This is a genomic window from Oceanobacillus caeni (assembly GCF_019037185.1).
GTDB lineage: Bacteria > Bacillota > Bacilli > Bacillales > Amphibacillaceae > Oceanobacillus > Oceanobacillus caeni.
Genome location: NZ_JAHHXM010000029.1, coordinates 1 through 17,467, shown reverse-complemented (window position 1 = coordinate 17,467; position 17,467 = coordinate 1). Strand labels below are relative to the sequence as shown.

The window sequence follows — 17,467 nt, the reverse complement described above, 5'->3', positions numbered from 1 at the left end:
TTACTCCTCCTTCATCATCTACTATTATGTACCTCTTTTACAAATTCCGTTACTAGTTTATCAAAAATTTGAGGATTTTCCACGTGAACTGCATGTCCTGCATTTTCGCATACTTTAAGCTTACATGAAAAAAATAATTTTTGCATCTTTTTATTAATGCGAACAAATTTCTCATCTTTTCCACCGGTTAATAAGAAAACTGGTAGTTGAATACTCGAAAGATGATTCCACCATGATGGTTGCTTTCCAGTGCCCATGTATCGAAGTGACGACGCTAAACCAAATGCATCCTGATTAAGGCGTTCTTTTCGTATTGCTTTTCTAACCGATTGAGGAAGACTTTTTTGGGTAGCAAAAAGAGGGATATCCTCCCAAAAATCCACAAAAGACTCTATTCCCACTTTTTCTAACTTTTCAGCTAAACGCCCGTCCTTTTCCATTCGATTTGTCCGTTCTTCATTACTTAATAAACCCGGGGACGCACTTTCTAATATTAATGATTGTAATCGCCGAGGATATAGGCACGCATAGGATAACGCTGTTCTACCCCCCATGGAATAACCTAAAAGATGAAAGGAATCTAGCTCTAAAGTTTCAAATATAGTATCTAGGTCTTTACAGCAGTCTTCCATTAAGCGTGGATTTTTCAGTTTCGTTTTTCCATGACCTGGTAAATCTATTGTAATTACTTTTAGCCCTTCCACAGAATGGCAGAAATGATTCCAAGTTTCAGTACTTCCGGTAAACCCATGTAATAACACAACAGGAATCCCTTGACCGTGGATCTCATACCAATAATGACCGTCCTCTAATGAAATGTACACTTCATCATCCCCAACGTTCTATAATTTCTTTCTCAATAACTTTCCAAATTTTTTGATGCCAAACAACATTTTCCGCTCGATCTGTCTTAATTTCAATAACATGTAAGCCTTTTTGATTATGGCTAGTTTGCAATAGTTCTTTTAATTCATCATTTGTATTTGCTATTGCATATTTACCACCATACATAAAAGCGGCATATCTGAAATCTATATCAAGTGGAGTGCCAAATATAGCTTCAAAATGTTTATTATTACTATTGGACTGTGGTAAAAAGGAAAAAATACCTCCACCATTGTTATTGATTAAAAGTATCGTAACATTTAATTGAAAGAACTTAGCGGCTAATAGACCGTTCATGTCATGGTAGAAAGATAGGTCACCAGCAATAATAGTAACGGGCTTTTTCGAAGTTGCGGCACCCATTCCACTTGAAATAAGTCCATCGATACCATTAGCTCCTCTATTCGCCAAGACAGTTATATTTTTTTCTGTATTCAGCATAAAACTGTCAACATCGCGGATAGGCATACTATTCGCAACATAAACATAGCTATCATTTGGAGTAACTTCGAATAGACTACGTACCGCCTCTCCTTCAGTCATTTTTTCTTCCTGACTAGATAGGATATGTTTTTTAGCAATATGGTTCATATTTTTCCATTTTCTTAACCATGATGGATCCATTTTAAAATCAGTTACTTGAAATAGTCTTTCACATAGCTGCGAAGAATTAGCAAAAATAAATTGCGTTCTATTTCCTGTAAATTCCCTGTAACCGGCATGATTTTCCACGACAAACTGTACTGCATCTTTATTTTCCTTCATAAAAAATAAAAAGGGTTTCGATACTGGCATAGCCCCAAAACGAATAATGAAGTCAGGCTTTAGTAAGTCTCGGATAGTTTTATTTTTTAGTATGGCATCGTATCCTTCTATAATATTATCTAGAGGATGATGACCTGAACGAACTTGTGATAATGGATCTGCTAAGACCGGTACTCCCCACTTTAGTGCCAAATTAGCTACTGACTCAGCTAAACGAGGTTCCATTTGTGGACCACATACAATTAAACCTCGTTTTAAATTCTTTAACTGGGTTACAATCGATTTTAAATCACGGGAGCTAAGTTGTTTCTCCCCATCATATACTAATTGATCAATCTGTTTCCAATGTGGTAAACCAATAGGCTCCCATAGTTTATCAATCGCAAAATCTGGTGTTAATGGTTCACGAAACGGAAAATTCAAATGAATAACACCAGGATTCCCCTCATTTGCCGTATAAACTGCACGACTGGCTTTATTACGGACGTATTCTAACATTTCTGGTGTCGCCTCAGGTAACGCCATTTCGTGAAACCATTTCACATAATCACCGTACATTTTAATTTGCTCAATCGCTTGTGGTGCTCCAGTGTCCCGCAGCTCATGCGGACGATCAGCTGTTAATACGATAAGTGGCACCCTGCTATAATATGCTTCTATAATTGCAGGAAAGTAATTTGCTGTGGCTGTTCCAGAAGTACAAACTAGTACAACTGGCTTACTTTGTTCTTTCGCCATTCCCAACGCAAAAAATGCTGCAGAACGTTCATCGACTAAAACCCATTCTTTAATGTCTGGATGTTCCGTGAATGTTAATGCTAGAGGTGTTGACCTTGACCCAGGTGAAATAACTACGTCCGTCACTCCACTTTGTACAATTTCGTCTACAAAATTAGCAGTATATCTCGTTAGTATTTCAATGCGCTCCATTATTTACTTAACCTCCTAAAACAGATAACATCGGCAAAAATTTGATGTTGGTTTCTTCATATTCTTCATCAGGATTGGAGTCTTTTACAACACCACAACCTGCAAATAATGAAGCTTCTGTATCTTTAATTAAAGCTGAACGAATAGCTACAGCAAATTCTCCATTCTGATTACTATCTAGCCATCCAATTGGCGCCCCATACCACCCGCGATCTAAACGTTCATATTCTCTTATAAACTGAAGAGAAGCTTCCTTTGGTGTACCGCCTAGAGCAGGTGTTGGATGAAGTTTCTCAATGATATCAAATAAACTATACTCCTTTTTTAGTGTTGCAGTTACAGGTGTATATAAATGTTGTAAGTTTGTTAAAGGATAAATGATTGGTTCATTAGGCACATCAAGATGTGTACAACAATCTTTTATTGCATTTTTTATCATTTTCACAACAAAATCATGTTCTTCTCGATTCTTTTGATCATGTAATAAACCTTCACTAATTGCTTGATCTTCTTCTTTCGTCTTCCCTCTTGGCGCGGTCCCTGCCAAACATGTAGAAAGTAAATGATCCTTCTCTAATTTGACAAGTCTTTCCGGTGTAGCACCGAGAAAACAATCTTCATCCTTTTCAATAGCAAAAATATAACTGCTTGGATGGGTATCTAATAATTTCTGTAAAATAGATCCTATATTTGCATTTTCATTAAACCGTAAATACATTTCACGAGCTAAAACAATTTTTTCTATATCTGAATGGTTAATTTTTTCTTTAGCTTTCCGAACGGTTTCTTTCCATTCCGTCGGTTCTATTTCTTTTTTTTCTGTAATTGTTAACATTTGCTTTTCTATGCTTGCCTTTTGAAAAAGTGAGTTTTCCAAATCCCTCCATTCATTGGCAAGTTGACGGGGATGATCATTTTTCCTTACTAAAATATTTACCGTGAGATAACACTCTCTATTGTGTTTTGTCATTAAAAATTCGGGAACTGTAAAATGGCTAGGTTTAAAATTTTCCCATAGCGGTGTGGTTGGCTTTTTGGGATCAAAAGACAATCCACCTAATGCAACAATCCCTGTCCCGGGCTGTTCATAAGGATTATAGATTGTCGCTTTCTCCAACAACTGATTCCACGCCTTTTTTGTTTCTTCAAAGCGCGACTCCTCTGCTATAATTTCGTACGCCTGACCAATCCCGACTAAATAAAAATCTTCCTCCGAGCTCATCCAAAACGTACGGTTCTTTTTTATATATTTCGCTGCTTCAAAAAATGAAAGAGCATTATTATATTTTATCTTTTTAGTCATGCTAACAAGTTGATAGTCATCATCACTATTTATGCCTTCAATCGCTTTTTCAAGAATGGTTTCAACTTGTTCTTCTTTTAATTCAATCATTTTACGTAAACCTCCGATATGGCAAAAACGTCCATATATATTTTATGCCCTTTTGCTATCTTTCTCAAGAAAAGCCCTTTTCTTTCATTTAGGAAACTGATGAAAAGATGATTTTGAGAACTTTCTTAGAATAGGATAAAACATTGACACCCTATACTGATTCACCTAAAATTAGAATGATGTTCTAAGAAATACTTCTTTATCTAACAAATTATCATATTGAATGACGTCAGGGGGAAGACTTGAATGCAGTCGACTAATAATAATATAAAGCATGCCTTAAATGAAAAAGACGGCTTCCATGTATGGTGGCGAATGACTCGTCCACATACGTTAACCGCTTCTTTTGTTCCTGTATTCGTAGGAACGATGCTTGCTTACGTTGATGGTAAGATAGATTGGCTATTATTTTTTGCTATGCTCGTAGCTTCCATACTTATACAAACGGCCACAAACCTTTTTAATGAGTACTACGACTTTAAAAGAGGCTTAGACACAACTGAATCTGTTGGAATTAGCGGTTCCATCGTACGTGATGGAATTAAGCCAAAAACAATAAAAAACCTCGCCATTATCCTTTATATTTTAGCTATGTTTATTGGGGCCTATATTTGTTATGTATCTAGTTGGTGGATCATGGTAATTGGACTTGCATGTATGGCAATTGGATATTTATATACTGGTGGTCCTCTTCCAATTTCGTCTACACCTTTTGGTGAGCTAGCATCCGGTCTAATGATGGGATCCGTTATTATTGGTATAAGCTACTTTATTCAAACGGATGTATTAACAGGACGAGTCGTATTTATATCACTTCCCGTCATGATTCTTATTGGAAGTATCAATATGGCAAATAATATTCGCGATAGAGATGGAGATAAGAAAGGCGGACGAAAGACAATACCAGTTCTTTTAGGTAGGGAAAAATCCATAACGGTTATGGCATTTTTATTTTTTATTGCTTACCTTCTAACTGCTGTTTATATTATTTTTAATATATTACCATTATGGTCTATCATAACATTTGCAAGCATACCTATAGCGATTAAAGTAATTAAAAATTTCCGTGGTAAAACAGAACCTCTAGAAATGATGCCAGCAATGAAGGAAACTGGAAAAACGAATACGATATATGGATTACTTTTAGGTATATCATTACTAATAAGTCATTTTATTTAAGGGGATAGAGATGGAAGATTTATTAAATGATACATTGATCGAAAATCTAGGGATTGAAATCGTTTCTTTAGATAAAAATGAAATAATTATGACTATGCCAGTAGATAAACGAACTCGTCAACCATATGGTTTTTTACACGGTGGCGCATCTGTCGCACTCGCTGAAACTGTTGCAAGTATGGGAGCAGCAATGAATGTCGATCTCAATGAATGTAATGTCTTCGGTATTGAGATTAACGCCAATCATATTAAAAGTAAAAGAGAGGGAATAGTTACCGCAAAAGGAAAACCTATCCACAGTGGTAAAACAACCGCCGTTTGGGAAGTACGCCTAACGGACGAAGAAGATGCTTTAATATGTATATCAAGATGTACAATAGGAATTGTTTCAAAGAAAAAATAGATGAAGGACGGAGAAGCAGTTTACTTGCTGCTTCTTTTTTATTTACATAAAAAGCTAACCCCTAGAGGCTAGCTGTGAATTTTATTTATATAAATTTTGCTTGTTGTTGTTCTACCCAGTTCTTCATCTTGATAAATAAAGGAACGAATAAGATTCCCACTATAATTCCTTTAATTGCATTAAATGGAAGTACCCCTATTAAAACAGAGGACCAAATTACTTCTGGTGTCATTTCCCAACCCATAAACCAACCATACGCTGGTAAAACAATAAAGTAATTTAGAACACTCATTCCAATTGTCATAATGATTGTTCCTGTTACTAGTCCGGAAACAACACTTTTCACACCTTTTTTAAATCGATGATAAAAAATGGATACCGGTAAAACAAACATAAGACCTGCTAAAAAGTTTGCCGCAACTCCAATTGGATCACCTGCACCTGAAACTGCAAGATACAATAAGTTCTTCACTGCTACGACGATAACACCAGCGACTGGAGAAAAAATTAGGCCCGCCATTAAAGCCGGAACTTCGCTAAAATCTATTTTTAAGTAAGGTGGTAGAAATGGCAAAGGAAAGTTTAAGAAAAATAATACTAATGAAATTGTCCCTAATAATGCCAAAATAATTAATTTAACTAAACTTAATGATTGCTTAGTTGATTTTCCCATTTGTTATCCTCCTTCAATATGATCGATTTCTATCTTGTCGTGAAGGAGAAGCCTAAATCTGATAAAAATGCTATATTTACACATAAAAACCCTAAAGGCCTAATTGGGGCGCTTTAGGGTTTAATATACAAAAGTATAGCAAAATTATGGTACAAAAAAAGTACCTAATCAGGCTCGACATCTTCTCTCATCCAGACTTTAACTGTCGGTCCTGGGTTTCCACCAGGTCAACCACAATCTAAATAAACTGTGGGTCGCGGACTTATAGCGAACAGCTATTTACCGCCGGTCGGGAATTACACCCTGCCCCGAAGATTGAAATCGATTATTAAATTATTTATGTATAGTATACATCTTATTTTTTAATTTGAAAAGAGTTATTTACTAATCTTCCAAAGGATTAAGACTCTCTTTTCCTGTCATATTTTCAATCATCGTTACTAATAACTCCATTTCCTGTTCCATATCGATAAAACTAGCTGTTTCAACAGGCGAATGCATATAACGTAACGGTAATGATACTAATGCAATCGGAACTCCCTTACCGGTAAATCTCATTTTATCAGCATCCGTCCCAGTCATTCTTGGCGTTAACTCGTATTGAACATTTATATCCAGTTTTTTAGCGGCGTTTTCTAATAATTTGTTCATTTTAATGTTAATCGGCGCACCTTTAGCTAAAACAGGACCTTTCTCTAATCTTACATCTCCATATTTATTTTTATTTACCCCAGGGTAATCGGTTGCGAATGTCACATCACAGGCAATGGCCATTGTAGGATTAATTCCTGAAGCAGCAAAATACGCACCACCCATATTCGTTTCTTCATTTACCGTACTTGCCGCATAAACACCGACATTTATATCCTTTTCTGATAATCGTTTTAATACTTCTGCAACGATAAATAACCCAGTCCGATTATCTAATCCCCTACCTGTAATATAACGATCCTTTAAAATTTCGGGATTCACTTTATATACACATAAATCACCAATTTGTACTTCCTTTTCCGCTTCCTCTTTTGATTGATAACCACAATCTATAAATAAATCGCCCAAATCAAAATCACTTTTTAAACCGCCATGATGTTGGGCATTAACTCCAATTACTCCAGTGATTGTTTTTTCATAACCTAAAACAGTTACCTGCATTCCTACTGCTGCTTTCGGATTAATACCACCCATTTTATCAAAGTGTAAAAATCCCCCATCATCAATTCGATTAACAACAAGTGCTATTTCATCACAATGCCCTGCTAGCAATATTTTAAATTCAGCATTTGGATTTAAAACACCAACTGCATTTCCTGCATTATCTGTTATGACTTCATCCGCAAATTCTTTTACATAGTTAATCCATTTCTTTTGAATTTCCATCTCCATACTAGAAGGTGATGGTGTTGTTAATAGCTCCAATAGAAATTCTTTATTACAATTCATCCAAGCATTCCTCCTAATGACAACCTTTTAATAGATTTATCATAGCAAAAATAAAAGTATAGAGCACTTAAGTTTACCCATTCTGATTTAATAGGTAAAATAAAGAAAAAAATGGAGGGGATGACATGGATTTAAATCAATGGTTTGAAAAGGCAATGTCACCGGAAGAGTACATAAAGGGTATGGAAAAAAACAAAGAAGGTTTTCTTGATATTTATGAAAGCTTTCAAGCACCTGAGGATACAGCGTTTTATGAAAAAATAAAAGAAAAAAGTCTCCGTGCTATCGTACTTACAGAGGATTGGTGTGGCGACGCAATGCTTAACATCCCGATTCTATTAAGATTATCTAAAAAAGCAAATATTGATGTTCGTATGCTTCTTCGAGACTCTAATTTAGACTTAATGGATCAGTATTTAACAAATGGTAAGTCAAGATCAATTCCTATATTTATTTTTATTGATAAAGATGGAAACGAATTCGCTAAATGGGGACCACGTGCGGATGTAGTTCAACAATTTGTGGATGAGAAGAGAGCTAGTTTACCATCAAAAGATGCGGAAGATTTTGAAGAAAAATCAAAAGAACTGTATAAATCTATGCATCAAGCATTCCAAGAAAAAACAGAGTTCCGCCCTGAAGTTTACCAAAGCATCAAAAATGCATTAAATAAATAATAGAAGAAAAAATGGTATTGATTAATCAATGCCATTTTTTCTTCTATTTTGCATGTATTATAATGCGGACATTTCGTCCATACTATTAAGAGTTGAGCGCTGAAGCTAGAAAGAAAAACCTTAATAGGTGATTCGTATGACTATCAAATTTATAAAATATCTTTATTTACGTCTTCCCTTACTGATTAAATTGCTTTTACTTGTTATCATTGTCATGTTATTTTACGGAATCCTTATCCATTTTATTGAACCTAAGCAGTTTCCGACTATTTTCGATGGGATCTGGTGGGCATTTGTTACAGCAGCAACCGTTGGATATGGAGACTATACTCCCCTAACTACAGAAGGTCGAATAGTAGGTATATTATTAATGTTAACCGGCGGAAGTTTTATTGCTCTTTATGTGTCAGCCGTTTCTTCTCGTGCCGTTAGAAAAGAACAAGACCTTATAAGGGGGAAACTAAAATTCAAAGGACAAAATCATCTTATCTTTATTGGATGGAATGAAAGAACTAGACAACTTATTGAAATTGTTACAGATATTTTTCCCAATTTGGAAATTGTTCTAATTGACCATTCGGAAAAAAAGATATCGTATCAAAATTATCCCGTCCATTTTATAAATGGAGATGCAACCGAAGATTATGTGTTACACATGGCTAATATCAAGCATGCATCAAGGGTATTAATTTCAGCAAATGACTTAAAAAGTGAAAGACATTCGGATAACTGGACCATCCTAGCAACACTAGCTATTAGAGGTAATAACAAAGATGTCCCTATCGTCGCGGAAATTTTATCAAAAGTACAAATTGAGAATGCATTAAGAGCTGGAGCTACAACCATTATTCGTTCCAATAACTTTATGAGTATCCTATTTTTTCATGAATTGTCACATAAAAAAACAGCTACTCCATTTGAAGACATTACTAACCTCTTAAAACAAAAGCAATTTTCTCATTCCAAATGTCCAGTGGAATTAACAGAACTGTCTTTTCTCGACGTATCGCAAAAACTATTAAAAAGAGGACATCTGCTTCTTGGAATTATACGAAATAATCAATATCAAATTCATCCCTCCCAAGATTTTATTATAAAAAAAGAAGATATCTTATTATCTATAACAGATTGGTAAACTTCTTTGCTTGATAAACTAATGTGTGATAAAATTATTTATTGTCTAATAGAGGTTGTTCAAAAAGTCCGGTGAAAAAGACGCTTCAGTTTTAGGGATCTTCGACTAGGTTCTGTCACGTCCTGTGACGAACGTGGAAGTCACCCACATCCTGTGGTAACTCGTTGATTTGCTTTTCCGTTCTTCACGTGAAATGCTCCGTTCTTTTCATCCTCCTTTTTGTACACGTACTAATAAGAATTGAAAAAATAGGAGATGTTCGGCATGACAAATAAATTTGAGGCTGGTCAAGTATTAGAAGGTAAAGTTACAGGGATTCAACCATATGGTGCCTTTGTTGCATTAGATGATGAAACTCAAGGTTTGGTTCATATCTCTGAAATCACTCACGGTTTTGTTAAAGATATTAATGATCATTTATCCGTTGGCGATGAAGTAAAAGTTAAAGTTTTGAACGTAAATGAAGAAAATAACAAAGTATCACTTTCCATCAGAGCAACTGAGGAAGCACCAAAAAAAGAAACTACTAAACCCCAAAAGATGCAAAAACCAAAACAACAACAAGAAGAAGCAACATCAGGATTTAATACGCTTAAAGATAAACTACAAGAGTGGATTGAACAATCAGAGGAACGTGAAGGAACATTTAAAAACTAGCTAGGGATGGGCATGAACAGGCGAACTGGACATGCCCTTTTCATATACAGCCCTTTTGAAAAGTCTATTACTTCTAAAAGTTTCAATCTTGATGTAAAATATTTAATTAGTTAAAGTATAATCATATCTTTATTTATTAGGAGGAATTACAGCATGACACATGTATCTTTTAAATATGATAAAGCTTTGTCATTCTTTAATCAAAGCGAAATAGACAACCTTAGTGACTTTGTCAAAACTGCTCATCATATGTTACATAATAAAACTGGAGCTGGAAAAGACTTTTTAGGATGGGTTGACCTTCCAGAAAATTATGATAAAGAAGAATATGCACGCATTCAAAAAGCTGCAGAAAAAATTAGAAATGATTCCGATGTTCTTTTGGTTATAGGTATTGGCGGCTCTTATCTAGGCGCTCGTGCAGCTATAGAAATGTTGAATCACTCATTCCAAAATATTCTTTCTAAAGAAGAAAGAAAAGCACCACAAATTATTTTTGTTGGTAATCATTTAAGCTCCACTTATATGAGTGAATTATTTGATGTATTAAAAAATAAAGATTTCTCCATTAACGTTATTTCAAAATCAGGTACTACAACTGAACCTGCTGTTGCTTTCCGTATATTTAAAAAGTATTTGGAAGAAAAATATGGTGTAGAAGAAGCAAAAGGTCGTATTTTTGCAACTACTGACAAAGCAAGAGGTGCCTTAAAGACTTCTGCAGATGCAGCTGGATATGAAACATTTGTGATCCCTGATGATGTCGGTGGTCGTTATTCTGTACTGACCGCAGTTGGGTTACTCCCTATCGCCGTAAGTGGTGTTAACACGGATGAAATGATGCAGGGTGCGAGAGACGCAATGAATGATTTTTCAGATCCGTCTCTAGAAAATAATGCGGCATATCAATATGCTGCTGTCCGTAATATCCTTTACAATAAAGGAAAGGTTACAGAGTTATTAATCAACTACGAACCTAACCTACAATACTTCTCTGAATGGTGGAAACAATTATTTGGAGAAAGTGAAGGAAAGGACCAAAAAGGTATTTATCCTTCTTCAGCAAACTTTACGACAGACCTACACTCTTTAGGTCAATATATTCAAGAAGGTCGTCGTAACATTTTTGAAACGGTTCTTCATGTTAATAAATCTAAAATTGACTTAACGTTAGAAGCTGAAGAAAATGATTTAGACGGATTGAACTACTTAGCTGGTAAAACCATTCAAGAAATCAACGACAAAGCATTCCAAGGTACCATGCTTGCTCATACAGATGGAGGCGTACCTAATTTAATTTTAGAAATCCCAGAGATAAATGCTTATACGTTCGGTTATCTTGTGTACTTCTTTGAAAAAGCTTGTGGTATGAGTGGATATCTATTAGGTGTTAACCCATTCGACCAGCCAGGTGTGGAAGCATATAAGAAAAACATGTTTGCCTTACTTGGTAAACCTGGTTTTGAAAGTCAAAAAGAAGAATTAGAAAAACGCTTATAGAAGACTCCATCAGTAGGGGGTTCCTTCATTCCCCACTGATGGTTAGTCACACTTATCGGACCTTTATGGGCAGTTGATCTCCCAGCTGATTTCTTTGTTTCTCCAAAAGCTTGGGGTAGGAGTCTTACTGCCCGTTTTAGGTGGGATAAGTTTAAAGCACCTCCAATAGGGGTGCTTTTTGCTTTTTTATATTTTATCGTTATATAATAATCCATCATCAGTATCTGTGTCTATTACTTTTAAACGATCCTTGTCTTTTATGTAAATACTTTTATAAGAAACATGACCATTTTCATCTTCAAAGAGTACAATACGTTTATGATTATTATCTTCAACAACCCTTAGCGAATAATTATTAGTAGGTATTACTTCTTCCCAAATTGCCATTTCTTCATAATTCACTTCATCACTTTCCACTTCCGTTTTCTCATTATTTATTTCATTATTTTCCATTTCAGTGTTCTCGTTATTTACTTCATTATTTTCCATTCCAGTTTCGGCTTCTTCTTTATTCGCTTCCGTATCCTTCTGAGTGGTAATAGTTTCATCTTTTACATCTGTATTCGGCTGTTCTGCGTCTTGAGAACTCGCATTACCACAGGCACTTAAAACTCCCAAAATCATTAGAAATACTATTATTTTTTTCATACATTTCCTTCTCCTTTATTCTTTATTTCCATTTTTATAATAAATGTCTGAATGAAAATTGTACTAAGAAAACGATTAGAATTCAATGAGAAAGAATGATAAAAAATTTATTTTACTTTTTTAAAAAAAGAAGTTTATATTTTTTATACCGGGGAATAACTAATATTGTAAGACTTTCTCGTATTCCCCCTGTATGCAAGGCGTTACAACGCTTTGCTTTTTTTTTGCCATTTTTCCTTTATATTTCTGCTAATTTGATATAATAACAATAATGAAGATAGGAGGTTAATCATAGTGAGTATTTTTGATAGAGTACATAATCGTTTAAACACACGTTCAATGAAGTGGGACTTAAGAGAGTTTATCTTTCAAAATGAAGATATTCTGCCTATGTGGGTAGCTGATATGGATTTTCAGGCTCCACGTGAAGTAAATGAAGCACTTATTAAACGTGCAGAACATGGAATCTATGGATATACAGTTGTAGATAATGCCGTGAAAGATTCTATCGTAAATTGGGTAAAAACTCGACATGATTGGGAAATAAATCGTGAATGGCTTTCTTTCAGTAAAGGCGTTGTTACAAGCTTACATATGGCTATTAGGGCATTTACGGAGCCTCAAGATAAGATTTTAATACAAACACCCGTTTATACACCGTTCTACAATGTTATACAAGCCCATGATCGAGAAATTGTTAAAAACCCATTAATAGAAGAAAATAATTATTATACAATTAACTTTAATGACTTTGAAGAAAAGTTAAAATCTGGAGTAAAAGCTTTTATACTTTGTTCCCCTCACAATCCTGTAGGAAGAGTTTGGAAGAAAGCGGAATTAGAGGAAATGGCTAGACTATGTTTGAAATATAATGTGCTTATCATTTCTGATGAAATTCATGCCGATCTTGTGTTTTCTGGAAAGAAACACATTCCTATTGCTTCTTTGTCTGAAGAGATTGCAAATCATACGATAACTTGTATGGCTCCTTCCAAAACATTTAATTTAGCAGGACTAGAGGCATCTTACGTTATTACTACAAATAAGGAAAAACGTAAAAAATTAATAGAAGAATTTCAAAAACAAGGTCATGGCAACGGATTAAATACGATGGCAAATACTGCTTTAGAAGCGGCATATAATTATGGATCGCCATGGCTAAATGAACTTCTCACCGTCTTAGAAGGTCATAGAGATTATGTTACGAAAGAACTTGAACATAACACAGACTTACGCGTTACGCCTTCTGAAGGGACCTATCTACTCTGGATTGATTGTAGCTCACTAGGTCTTGATGCGAAAGAATTAAAGGAATTTATGATTCATAAGGCTAGGGTTGGGCTGAACGCAGGTGTTGATTATGGCGAAGAAGGTAAACAATATATGCGTATGAATTTAGCTTGTCCCCGTGCTACTATTGCAGAAGGGACAAAACGAATTATCGAAGCAATAAAAAATAGATAATAAAATAATAACCACGTCAGCAAAGGGACGTGGTTATTTTGTTCATCCTTCTTCTTCTTGCTCTTCATTTGTCTCGGTTGGATCTGTAGGAGTTTCCGTATTTTTCTTAGGTTCCGCTTTAATTGTCCCACACATAATTCGAGCCCCGGAATTCCCTGCAGGCTGGCTAACTCCATCATCTTGTGATTCATGTATAACTAGTGAAGTACCGTCCCCTTTGAGAATGGAATTTTTCCCTTCTCTTAGTGTAGCTCCACTCAACATTAGTTCCGCATCTACTAACCCGTCACTATCCGCCTCTATATTTGGTAAATCACCCAAATGGGCCCCTTCTGGATGCATTAAGCCATGTTCATTCCCTTCAGGATTGAGGTGACTTCCAGCGCTTTTAAAATCAGGACCCTTGCATTGGGGATACTCATGAACATGAATACCGTGAAATCCCGGTGTCAGTCCTTCTAGTTTTAATTTCACTTGAACCCCATCCGGCATTTCATTTAATGTCGCTGTTCCAACCATATCACCTTCAGCATTATACATATCAACTGTTCTTGTGGACTCAGTTTCCCCATTACCGCACGATGCCAAGACCAAAGTAAAAAAGATTATGAATAATAAACGCATGTAGCTTTCCCCTTTTTAGTGCATTTTGCGTTATTATTCACTTCTTGTAGTAAAATATACAAACGTTAAATCAACTTAGACCCATTTGCATCAAACAAAAAAGAAGCAACTTATGTAATGCTCCTTTTGATGTTACTTTTCGTTATTATTCTTAGCAACCTGTTGCAACTGTTCACTATATTTTTTATTGAATTCCTTTTCATCCTTCTTCGACTTCTTATAAAAGATATACATTGCAACACATGCTAATGTCATAAAAATGATTAACGAGATGACAGCTGGAATATATTCAGTCTTATCTTCTGGAAAATATAAAAATGGCATTAATATATATAAATTCATTCTATCGCCTTCCTTCCAATGTTCATTATAGCAAAATAAGCTTATTTACTAAACCTATTTCCATATTATTCGCTTAATTTTACTTTTTTTGGCACAATGTACTTAGAGGTGATATGTTATGGCTGAAGTAAACATTGGAGATATTGTAAAAGCTCATTACCATTCAGGAACTTACATTGGAAAAGTCAAGGAAGATAGAGGTAAAAACTATCTAATAGAAGTGTTAGCTGTGCTAAAGCATCCAATGCAAGGGGATCTGCATAATCCTGGACAAGTGGAGGGTGTATTTTTTCATGAACGAAAAGCTTTATTCTATCAAGAAAAAATGAATGTAAAAAAACCTGCTGTTCATCCTTACGATGCAGAAGTACCTTCGTATGGGGATTCTTTAAAAGTCGCGGTTCATACATATAAAGAAAAGCTTTTACAAGAGGATACCCCTTATAACCAACAAGCAATACTAACTTTAAACCGTTTGGAAGAAAACAACTATAAAAAGCGATATTATAACATAAAAAGCTAGAGGAAAATTTGTCTCCCTCTAGCTTTTTATAATATTATTTATTCCCCTAAATGCTCTTTAACTACGTCAGCTAATGCATTTAATGCTTCTTCTTCATCATTTCCTTCAGTAGAAATTTCGATCTCTGCTCCACCAGGGATTCCTAAAGACATAACACCCATAATGGATTTTAAATTAACGGATTTACCCTTGTAATTAATGTTTACTTCGGATTCGAACTGTCCAGCTTTATTAACTAATAATGTAGCTGGTCTTGCATGCACTCCAGACTCAGCTGTGATTTTAAATGTTTGTGATTTCATTTTTTCACCCTTCTTCCTATAATTCACTCGAACACTATTTAAGCTGTACGAGTTAACTATGTTTATTATATACAATTTTATATATTTATCAAACGAAACGACATCATTCGTGAAAGAAGTTTGCTGTGAAGACAACTCATTAAAGTGTCATACTCACCTCCCCATTTAAGCCTTGTTCCGTTTGTAAATGACATTTGTCTTCCTTTTTATAATATGATACCGTTATTTTACACCATTCGTTAAGGGAGGATAAAATAATGAGTGTCCATATTGGCGCAAAAAAGGGAGAAATTGCAGATAAAATTTTATTACCGGGCGATCCATTGCGTGCAAAATTTATTGCAGAGAATTTCCTTGAAAATGTAAATCCATATAATGAAATTAGGGGAATGTTAGGATTTACTGGAACTTATAAGGGGGAACGTGTATCTGTTCAAGGTACAGGTATGGGTGTCCCTTCCATATCCATTTACGTAAATGAATTAATCCGAGAATATGATGTACAGAAACTAATTCGTGTTGGAACCTGTGGTGCTCTTCAAAAAGATGTAAAAGTAAGAGATGTCATTTTAGCACAAGGGGCAACTACTGATTCCCAAACGAATCGAATGATTTTTAATCAAATTGATTATGCACCATTAGCAGATTTCCATTTATTAAAAGCCGCCTACGATAATGGGGTCCAAAAAGGTTTGAACTTAAAAGTAGGTAATGTCTTTACGAGCGATTCTTTTTATCGTGAAAATGCACAGGAAATTAATGAACTGCTTGCAAGCTATCAAGTATTAGCTGTTGAGATGGAAACGACGGCACTGTATACGCTTGCTGCAAAGTATAGCCGAAAAGCATTATCTGTCTTAACCGTTTCAGATCATATCTTAACAGGCGAAGAAACGACTTCTGAGGAAAGACAAACAACATTTAATGACATGATGGAAATCGCTTTAGATACCATCATTCAATAAAGAAGACTTCCATCAATGGGGGTTTTCCTTCATCCCTCACTGATGGTTAGTCGAACTTATCGGACCTTTACGGGCTGTTGATCTACCACCTACCTTCTTTGTTTCTCAAGAAGCTTGAGATGGGAGTCTACTGCACGTTTAGGTTCTCTTTTATTTAGCTAATTCTTTTACCTAGTTTTCACCTATGTTAAAATTACTACAATTACATAATCTATATTTAAAAGCTTTTTCTTTACTAAGCAGGTAATATAGTTGGGAAACTTTAAATTTCCTAACCACTAAAATAATTAGGTAGGTGTTGAAACTTAGATGGAGATATTTTCTAATTTCCCTATTTGGGCGGCATTATCAGCAATCGTTTTTGCCCAATTCATAAAAATCCCAATAAAGTTTTTAGTAACTAAGCAATTTACGCCGAGTATTGCATTTAGTACTGGTGGCATGCCAAGTAGTCATTCAGCAGCAGTAGCCGCCCTCACCACAGCGATTGGTATAGTTGAAGGCTTATCTTCGTCTATGTTTGCAATATCCGCCATATTTAGTGTAATCACCATGTACGATGCTTCAGGTGTTCGTAGACATGCAGGAAGGCACGCTGTTGTATTAAATCGGTTAATTAATGATTTTCAATTATTCTTTGAACACGCAAAAGACTGGAATAGAAAAAAAGATTATGAAAAACGTCAAGAATTAAAGGAATTACTTGGTCATGAACCTAGCGAAGTCTTTTTCGGTGGACTGACTGGAATCATCGTCGCTTTGGCTTTATATCCATTGTTCTAGACTCCACGTTTCTCTTAAAAATCTTGGCATCCGCTTTAGGGTAGGCGGATGCCTTAGTTGCACTTATGCGGACGGGAAAGATTTTATGCTTTCTTAACCGCCAATCATGACCACCCGTCCAACGGGTGGTTTGCACAACGGCTATAAGCCTATACTACCGACCAGCGTCTCAAGGCGCT

At 35.4% G+C, this 17,467-nt stretch carries 19 protein-coding genes and 1 riboswitch; of the genes, 10 read left to right on the top strand and 9 right to left on the bottom strand.

Translation table 11 applies throughout. From position 1 onward, the window contains the following. Positions 1 to 14: 14 nt before the first annotated feature. Genes menH through KM885_RS13715 form a run of 3 tightly spaced genes read right to left on the bottom strand, consistent with a single transcriptional unit; the run spans position 15 to position 3,973 of the window. Positions 15 to 824, bottom strand: a complete 810-nt coding sequence (menH, locus tag KM885_RS13725) for a 2-succinyl-6-hydroxy-2,4-cyclohexadiene-1-carboxylate synthase (RefSeq protein WP_047184594.1) — start codon at positions 822 to 824, stop codon at positions 15 to 17. A 4-nt stretch (positions 825 to 828) separates the two neighbouring features. Next, a complete protein-coding gene (gene menD, locus KM885_RS13720) occupies positions 829 to 2,580 on the bottom strand; it encodes a 2-succinyl-5-enolpyruvyl-6-hydroxy-3-cyclohexene-1-carboxylic-acid synthase (protein WP_047184595.1) in 1,752 nt (583 codons plus the stop codon). 7 nt (positions 2,581 to 2,587) lie between these two features. Beyond that, positions 2,588 to 3,973 carry an isochorismate synthase gene (locus tag KM885_RS13715; protein WP_060668740.1) on the bottom strand — a complete coding sequence of 462 codons (1,386 nt, stop codon included), beginning with the start codon at positions 3,971 to 3,973 and terminating at the stop codon, positions 2,588 to 2,590. A gap of 246 nt (positions 3,974 to 4,219) precedes the next feature. Between KM885_RS13715 and KM885_RS13710 the strand changes: the two genes are divergently transcribed. Both KM885_RS13710 and KM885_RS13705 read left to right on the top strand, forming a co-directional pair. After that, positions 4,220 to 5,152, top strand: coding sequence for a 1,4-dihydroxy-2-naphthoate polyprenyltransferase (locus tag KM885_RS13710; protein ID WP_047184597.1), 933 nt, complete (start codon positions 4,220 to 4,222; stop codon positions 5,150 to 5,152). Between the two features lie 10 nt (positions 5,153 to 5,162). After that, positions 5,163 to 5,555, top strand: coding sequence for a hotdog fold thioesterase (locus KM885_RS13705; RefSeq protein WP_047184598.1), 393 nt, complete (start codon positions 5,163 to 5,165; stop codon positions 5,553 to 5,555). 85 nt (positions 5,556 to 5,640) lie between these two features. On the opposite strand, the gene KM885_RS13700 is transcribed toward KM885_RS13705, so the two are convergent. Then, entirely contained in the window at positions 5,641 to 6,228 is a 588-nt protein-coding gene (locus KM885_RS13700; RefSeq protein ID WP_047184599.1) for an ECF transporter S component, read from the bottom strand. A gap of 175 nt (positions 6,229 to 6,403) precedes the next feature. Further along, a riboswitch (FMN riboswitch) is annotated at positions 6,404 to 6,548 on the bottom strand. A 64-nt stretch (positions 6,549 to 6,612) separates the two neighbouring features. Then, positions 6,613 to 7,668 (bottom strand): M20/M25/M40 family metallo-hydrolase, encoded by a 1,056-nt coding sequence (locus tag KM885_RS13695; protein ID WP_216884159.1) that lies wholly within the window; start codon positions 7,666 to 7,668, stop codon positions 6,613 to 6,615. Between the two features lie 125 nt (positions 7,669 to 7,793). On the opposite strand from KM885_RS13695, the gene KM885_RS13690 reads away from it, so the two are divergent. The 4 genes from KM885_RS13690 (at position 7,794) to KM885_RS13675 (ending at position 11,637) form a co-directional block, all read left to right on the top strand. Then, complete coding sequence (locus tag KM885_RS13690; RefSeq protein WP_047184601.1) at positions 7,794 to 8,345, top strand: thioredoxin family protein; 552 nt, start codon at positions 7,794 to 7,796, stop codon at positions 8,343 to 8,345. A 136-nt stretch (positions 8,346 to 8,481) separates the two neighbouring features. Continuing rightward, positions 8,482 to 9,480, top strand: coding sequence for a potassium channel family protein (locus KM885_RS13685; RefSeq protein ID WP_047184602.1), 999 nt, complete (start codon positions 8,482 to 8,484; stop codon positions 9,478 to 9,480). Positions 9,481 to 9,744: 264 nt separating this feature from the next. Beyond that, positions 9,745 to 10,137, top strand: a complete 393-nt coding sequence (yugI, locus tag KM885_RS13680; RefSeq protein ID WP_060669355.1) for a S1 domain-containing post-transcriptional regulator GSP13 — start codon at positions 9,745 to 9,747, stop codon at positions 10,135 to 10,137. Between the two features lie 153 nt (positions 10,138 to 10,290). Next, on the top strand, positions 10,291 to 11,637 hold the full coding sequence (locus tag KM885_RS13675) for a glucose-6-phosphate isomerase (protein WP_047184604.1): 1,347 nt from the start codon (positions 10,291 to 10,293) through the stop codon (positions 11,635 to 11,637). 186 nt (positions 11,638 to 11,823) lie between these two features. Here KM885_RS13675 and KM885_RS13670 read toward each other — a convergent pair whose 3' ends face one another. Further along, the gene (locus tag KM885_RS13670; protein ID WP_204797599.1) at positions 11,824 to 12,285 is read right to left on the bottom strand and encodes a hypothetical protein; all 462 of its coding nucleotides are present in this window, start codon (positions 12,283 to 12,285) and stop codon (positions 11,824 to 11,826) included. 294 nt (positions 12,286 to 12,579) lie between these two features. Between KM885_RS13670 and KM885_RS13665 the strand changes: the two genes are divergently transcribed. Continuing rightward, a complete protein-coding gene (locus KM885_RS13665; RefSeq protein ID WP_047184606.1) occupies positions 12,580 to 13,749 on the top strand; it encodes a MalY/PatB family protein in 1,170 nt (389 codons plus the stop codon). 42 nt (positions 13,750 to 13,791) lie between these two features. Here KM885_RS13665 and KM885_RS13660 read toward each other — a convergent pair whose 3' ends face one another. Both KM885_RS13660 and KM885_RS13655 read right to left on the bottom strand, forming a co-directional pair. Further along, positions 13,792 to 14,373 carry a superoxide dismutase family protein gene (locus KM885_RS13660; protein ID WP_047184607.1) on the bottom strand — a complete coding sequence of 194 codons (582 nt, stop codon included), beginning with the start codon at positions 14,371 to 14,373 and terminating at the stop codon, positions 13,792 to 13,794. 132 nt (positions 14,374 to 14,505) lie between these two features. After that, on the bottom strand, positions 14,506 to 14,715 hold the full coding sequence (locus KM885_RS13655; RefSeq protein WP_047184608.1) for a hypothetical protein: 210 nt from the start codon (positions 14,713 to 14,715) through the stop codon (positions 14,506 to 14,508). 118 nt (positions 14,716 to 14,833) lie between these two features. On the opposite strand from KM885_RS13655, the gene kapB reads away from it, so the two are divergent. After that, the gene (kapB, locus tag KM885_RS13650; RefSeq protein ID WP_047184609.1) at positions 14,834 to 15,238 is read left to right on the top strand and encodes a kinase-associated lipoprotein KapB; all 405 of its coding nucleotides are present in this window, start codon (positions 14,834 to 14,836) and stop codon (positions 15,236 to 15,238) included. A gap of 38 nt (positions 15,239 to 15,276) precedes the next feature. Here kapB and KM885_RS13645 read toward each other — a convergent pair whose 3' ends face one another. Further along, the gene (locus tag KM885_RS13645; protein ID WP_047184610.1) at positions 15,277 to 15,540 is read right to left on the bottom strand and encodes a phosphocarrier protein HPr; all 264 of its coding nucleotides are present in this window, start codon (positions 15,538 to 15,540) and stop codon (positions 15,277 to 15,279) included. A gap of 257 nt (positions 15,541 to 15,797) precedes the next feature. Between KM885_RS13645 and deoD the strand changes: the two genes are divergently transcribed. Then, positions 15,798 to 16,505, top strand: a complete 708-nt coding sequence (deoD, locus tag KM885_RS13640) for a purine-nucleoside phosphorylase (RefSeq protein WP_060667526.1) — start codon at positions 15,798 to 15,800, stop codon at positions 16,503 to 16,505. Between the two features lie 309 nt (positions 16,506 to 16,814). Then, positions 16,815 to 17,288, top strand: coding sequence for a divergent PAP2 family protein (locus KM885_RS13635; RefSeq protein WP_047184612.1), 474 nt, complete (start codon positions 16,815 to 16,817; stop codon positions 17,286 to 17,288). Positions 17,289 to 17,467: the final 179 nt, after the last annotated feature.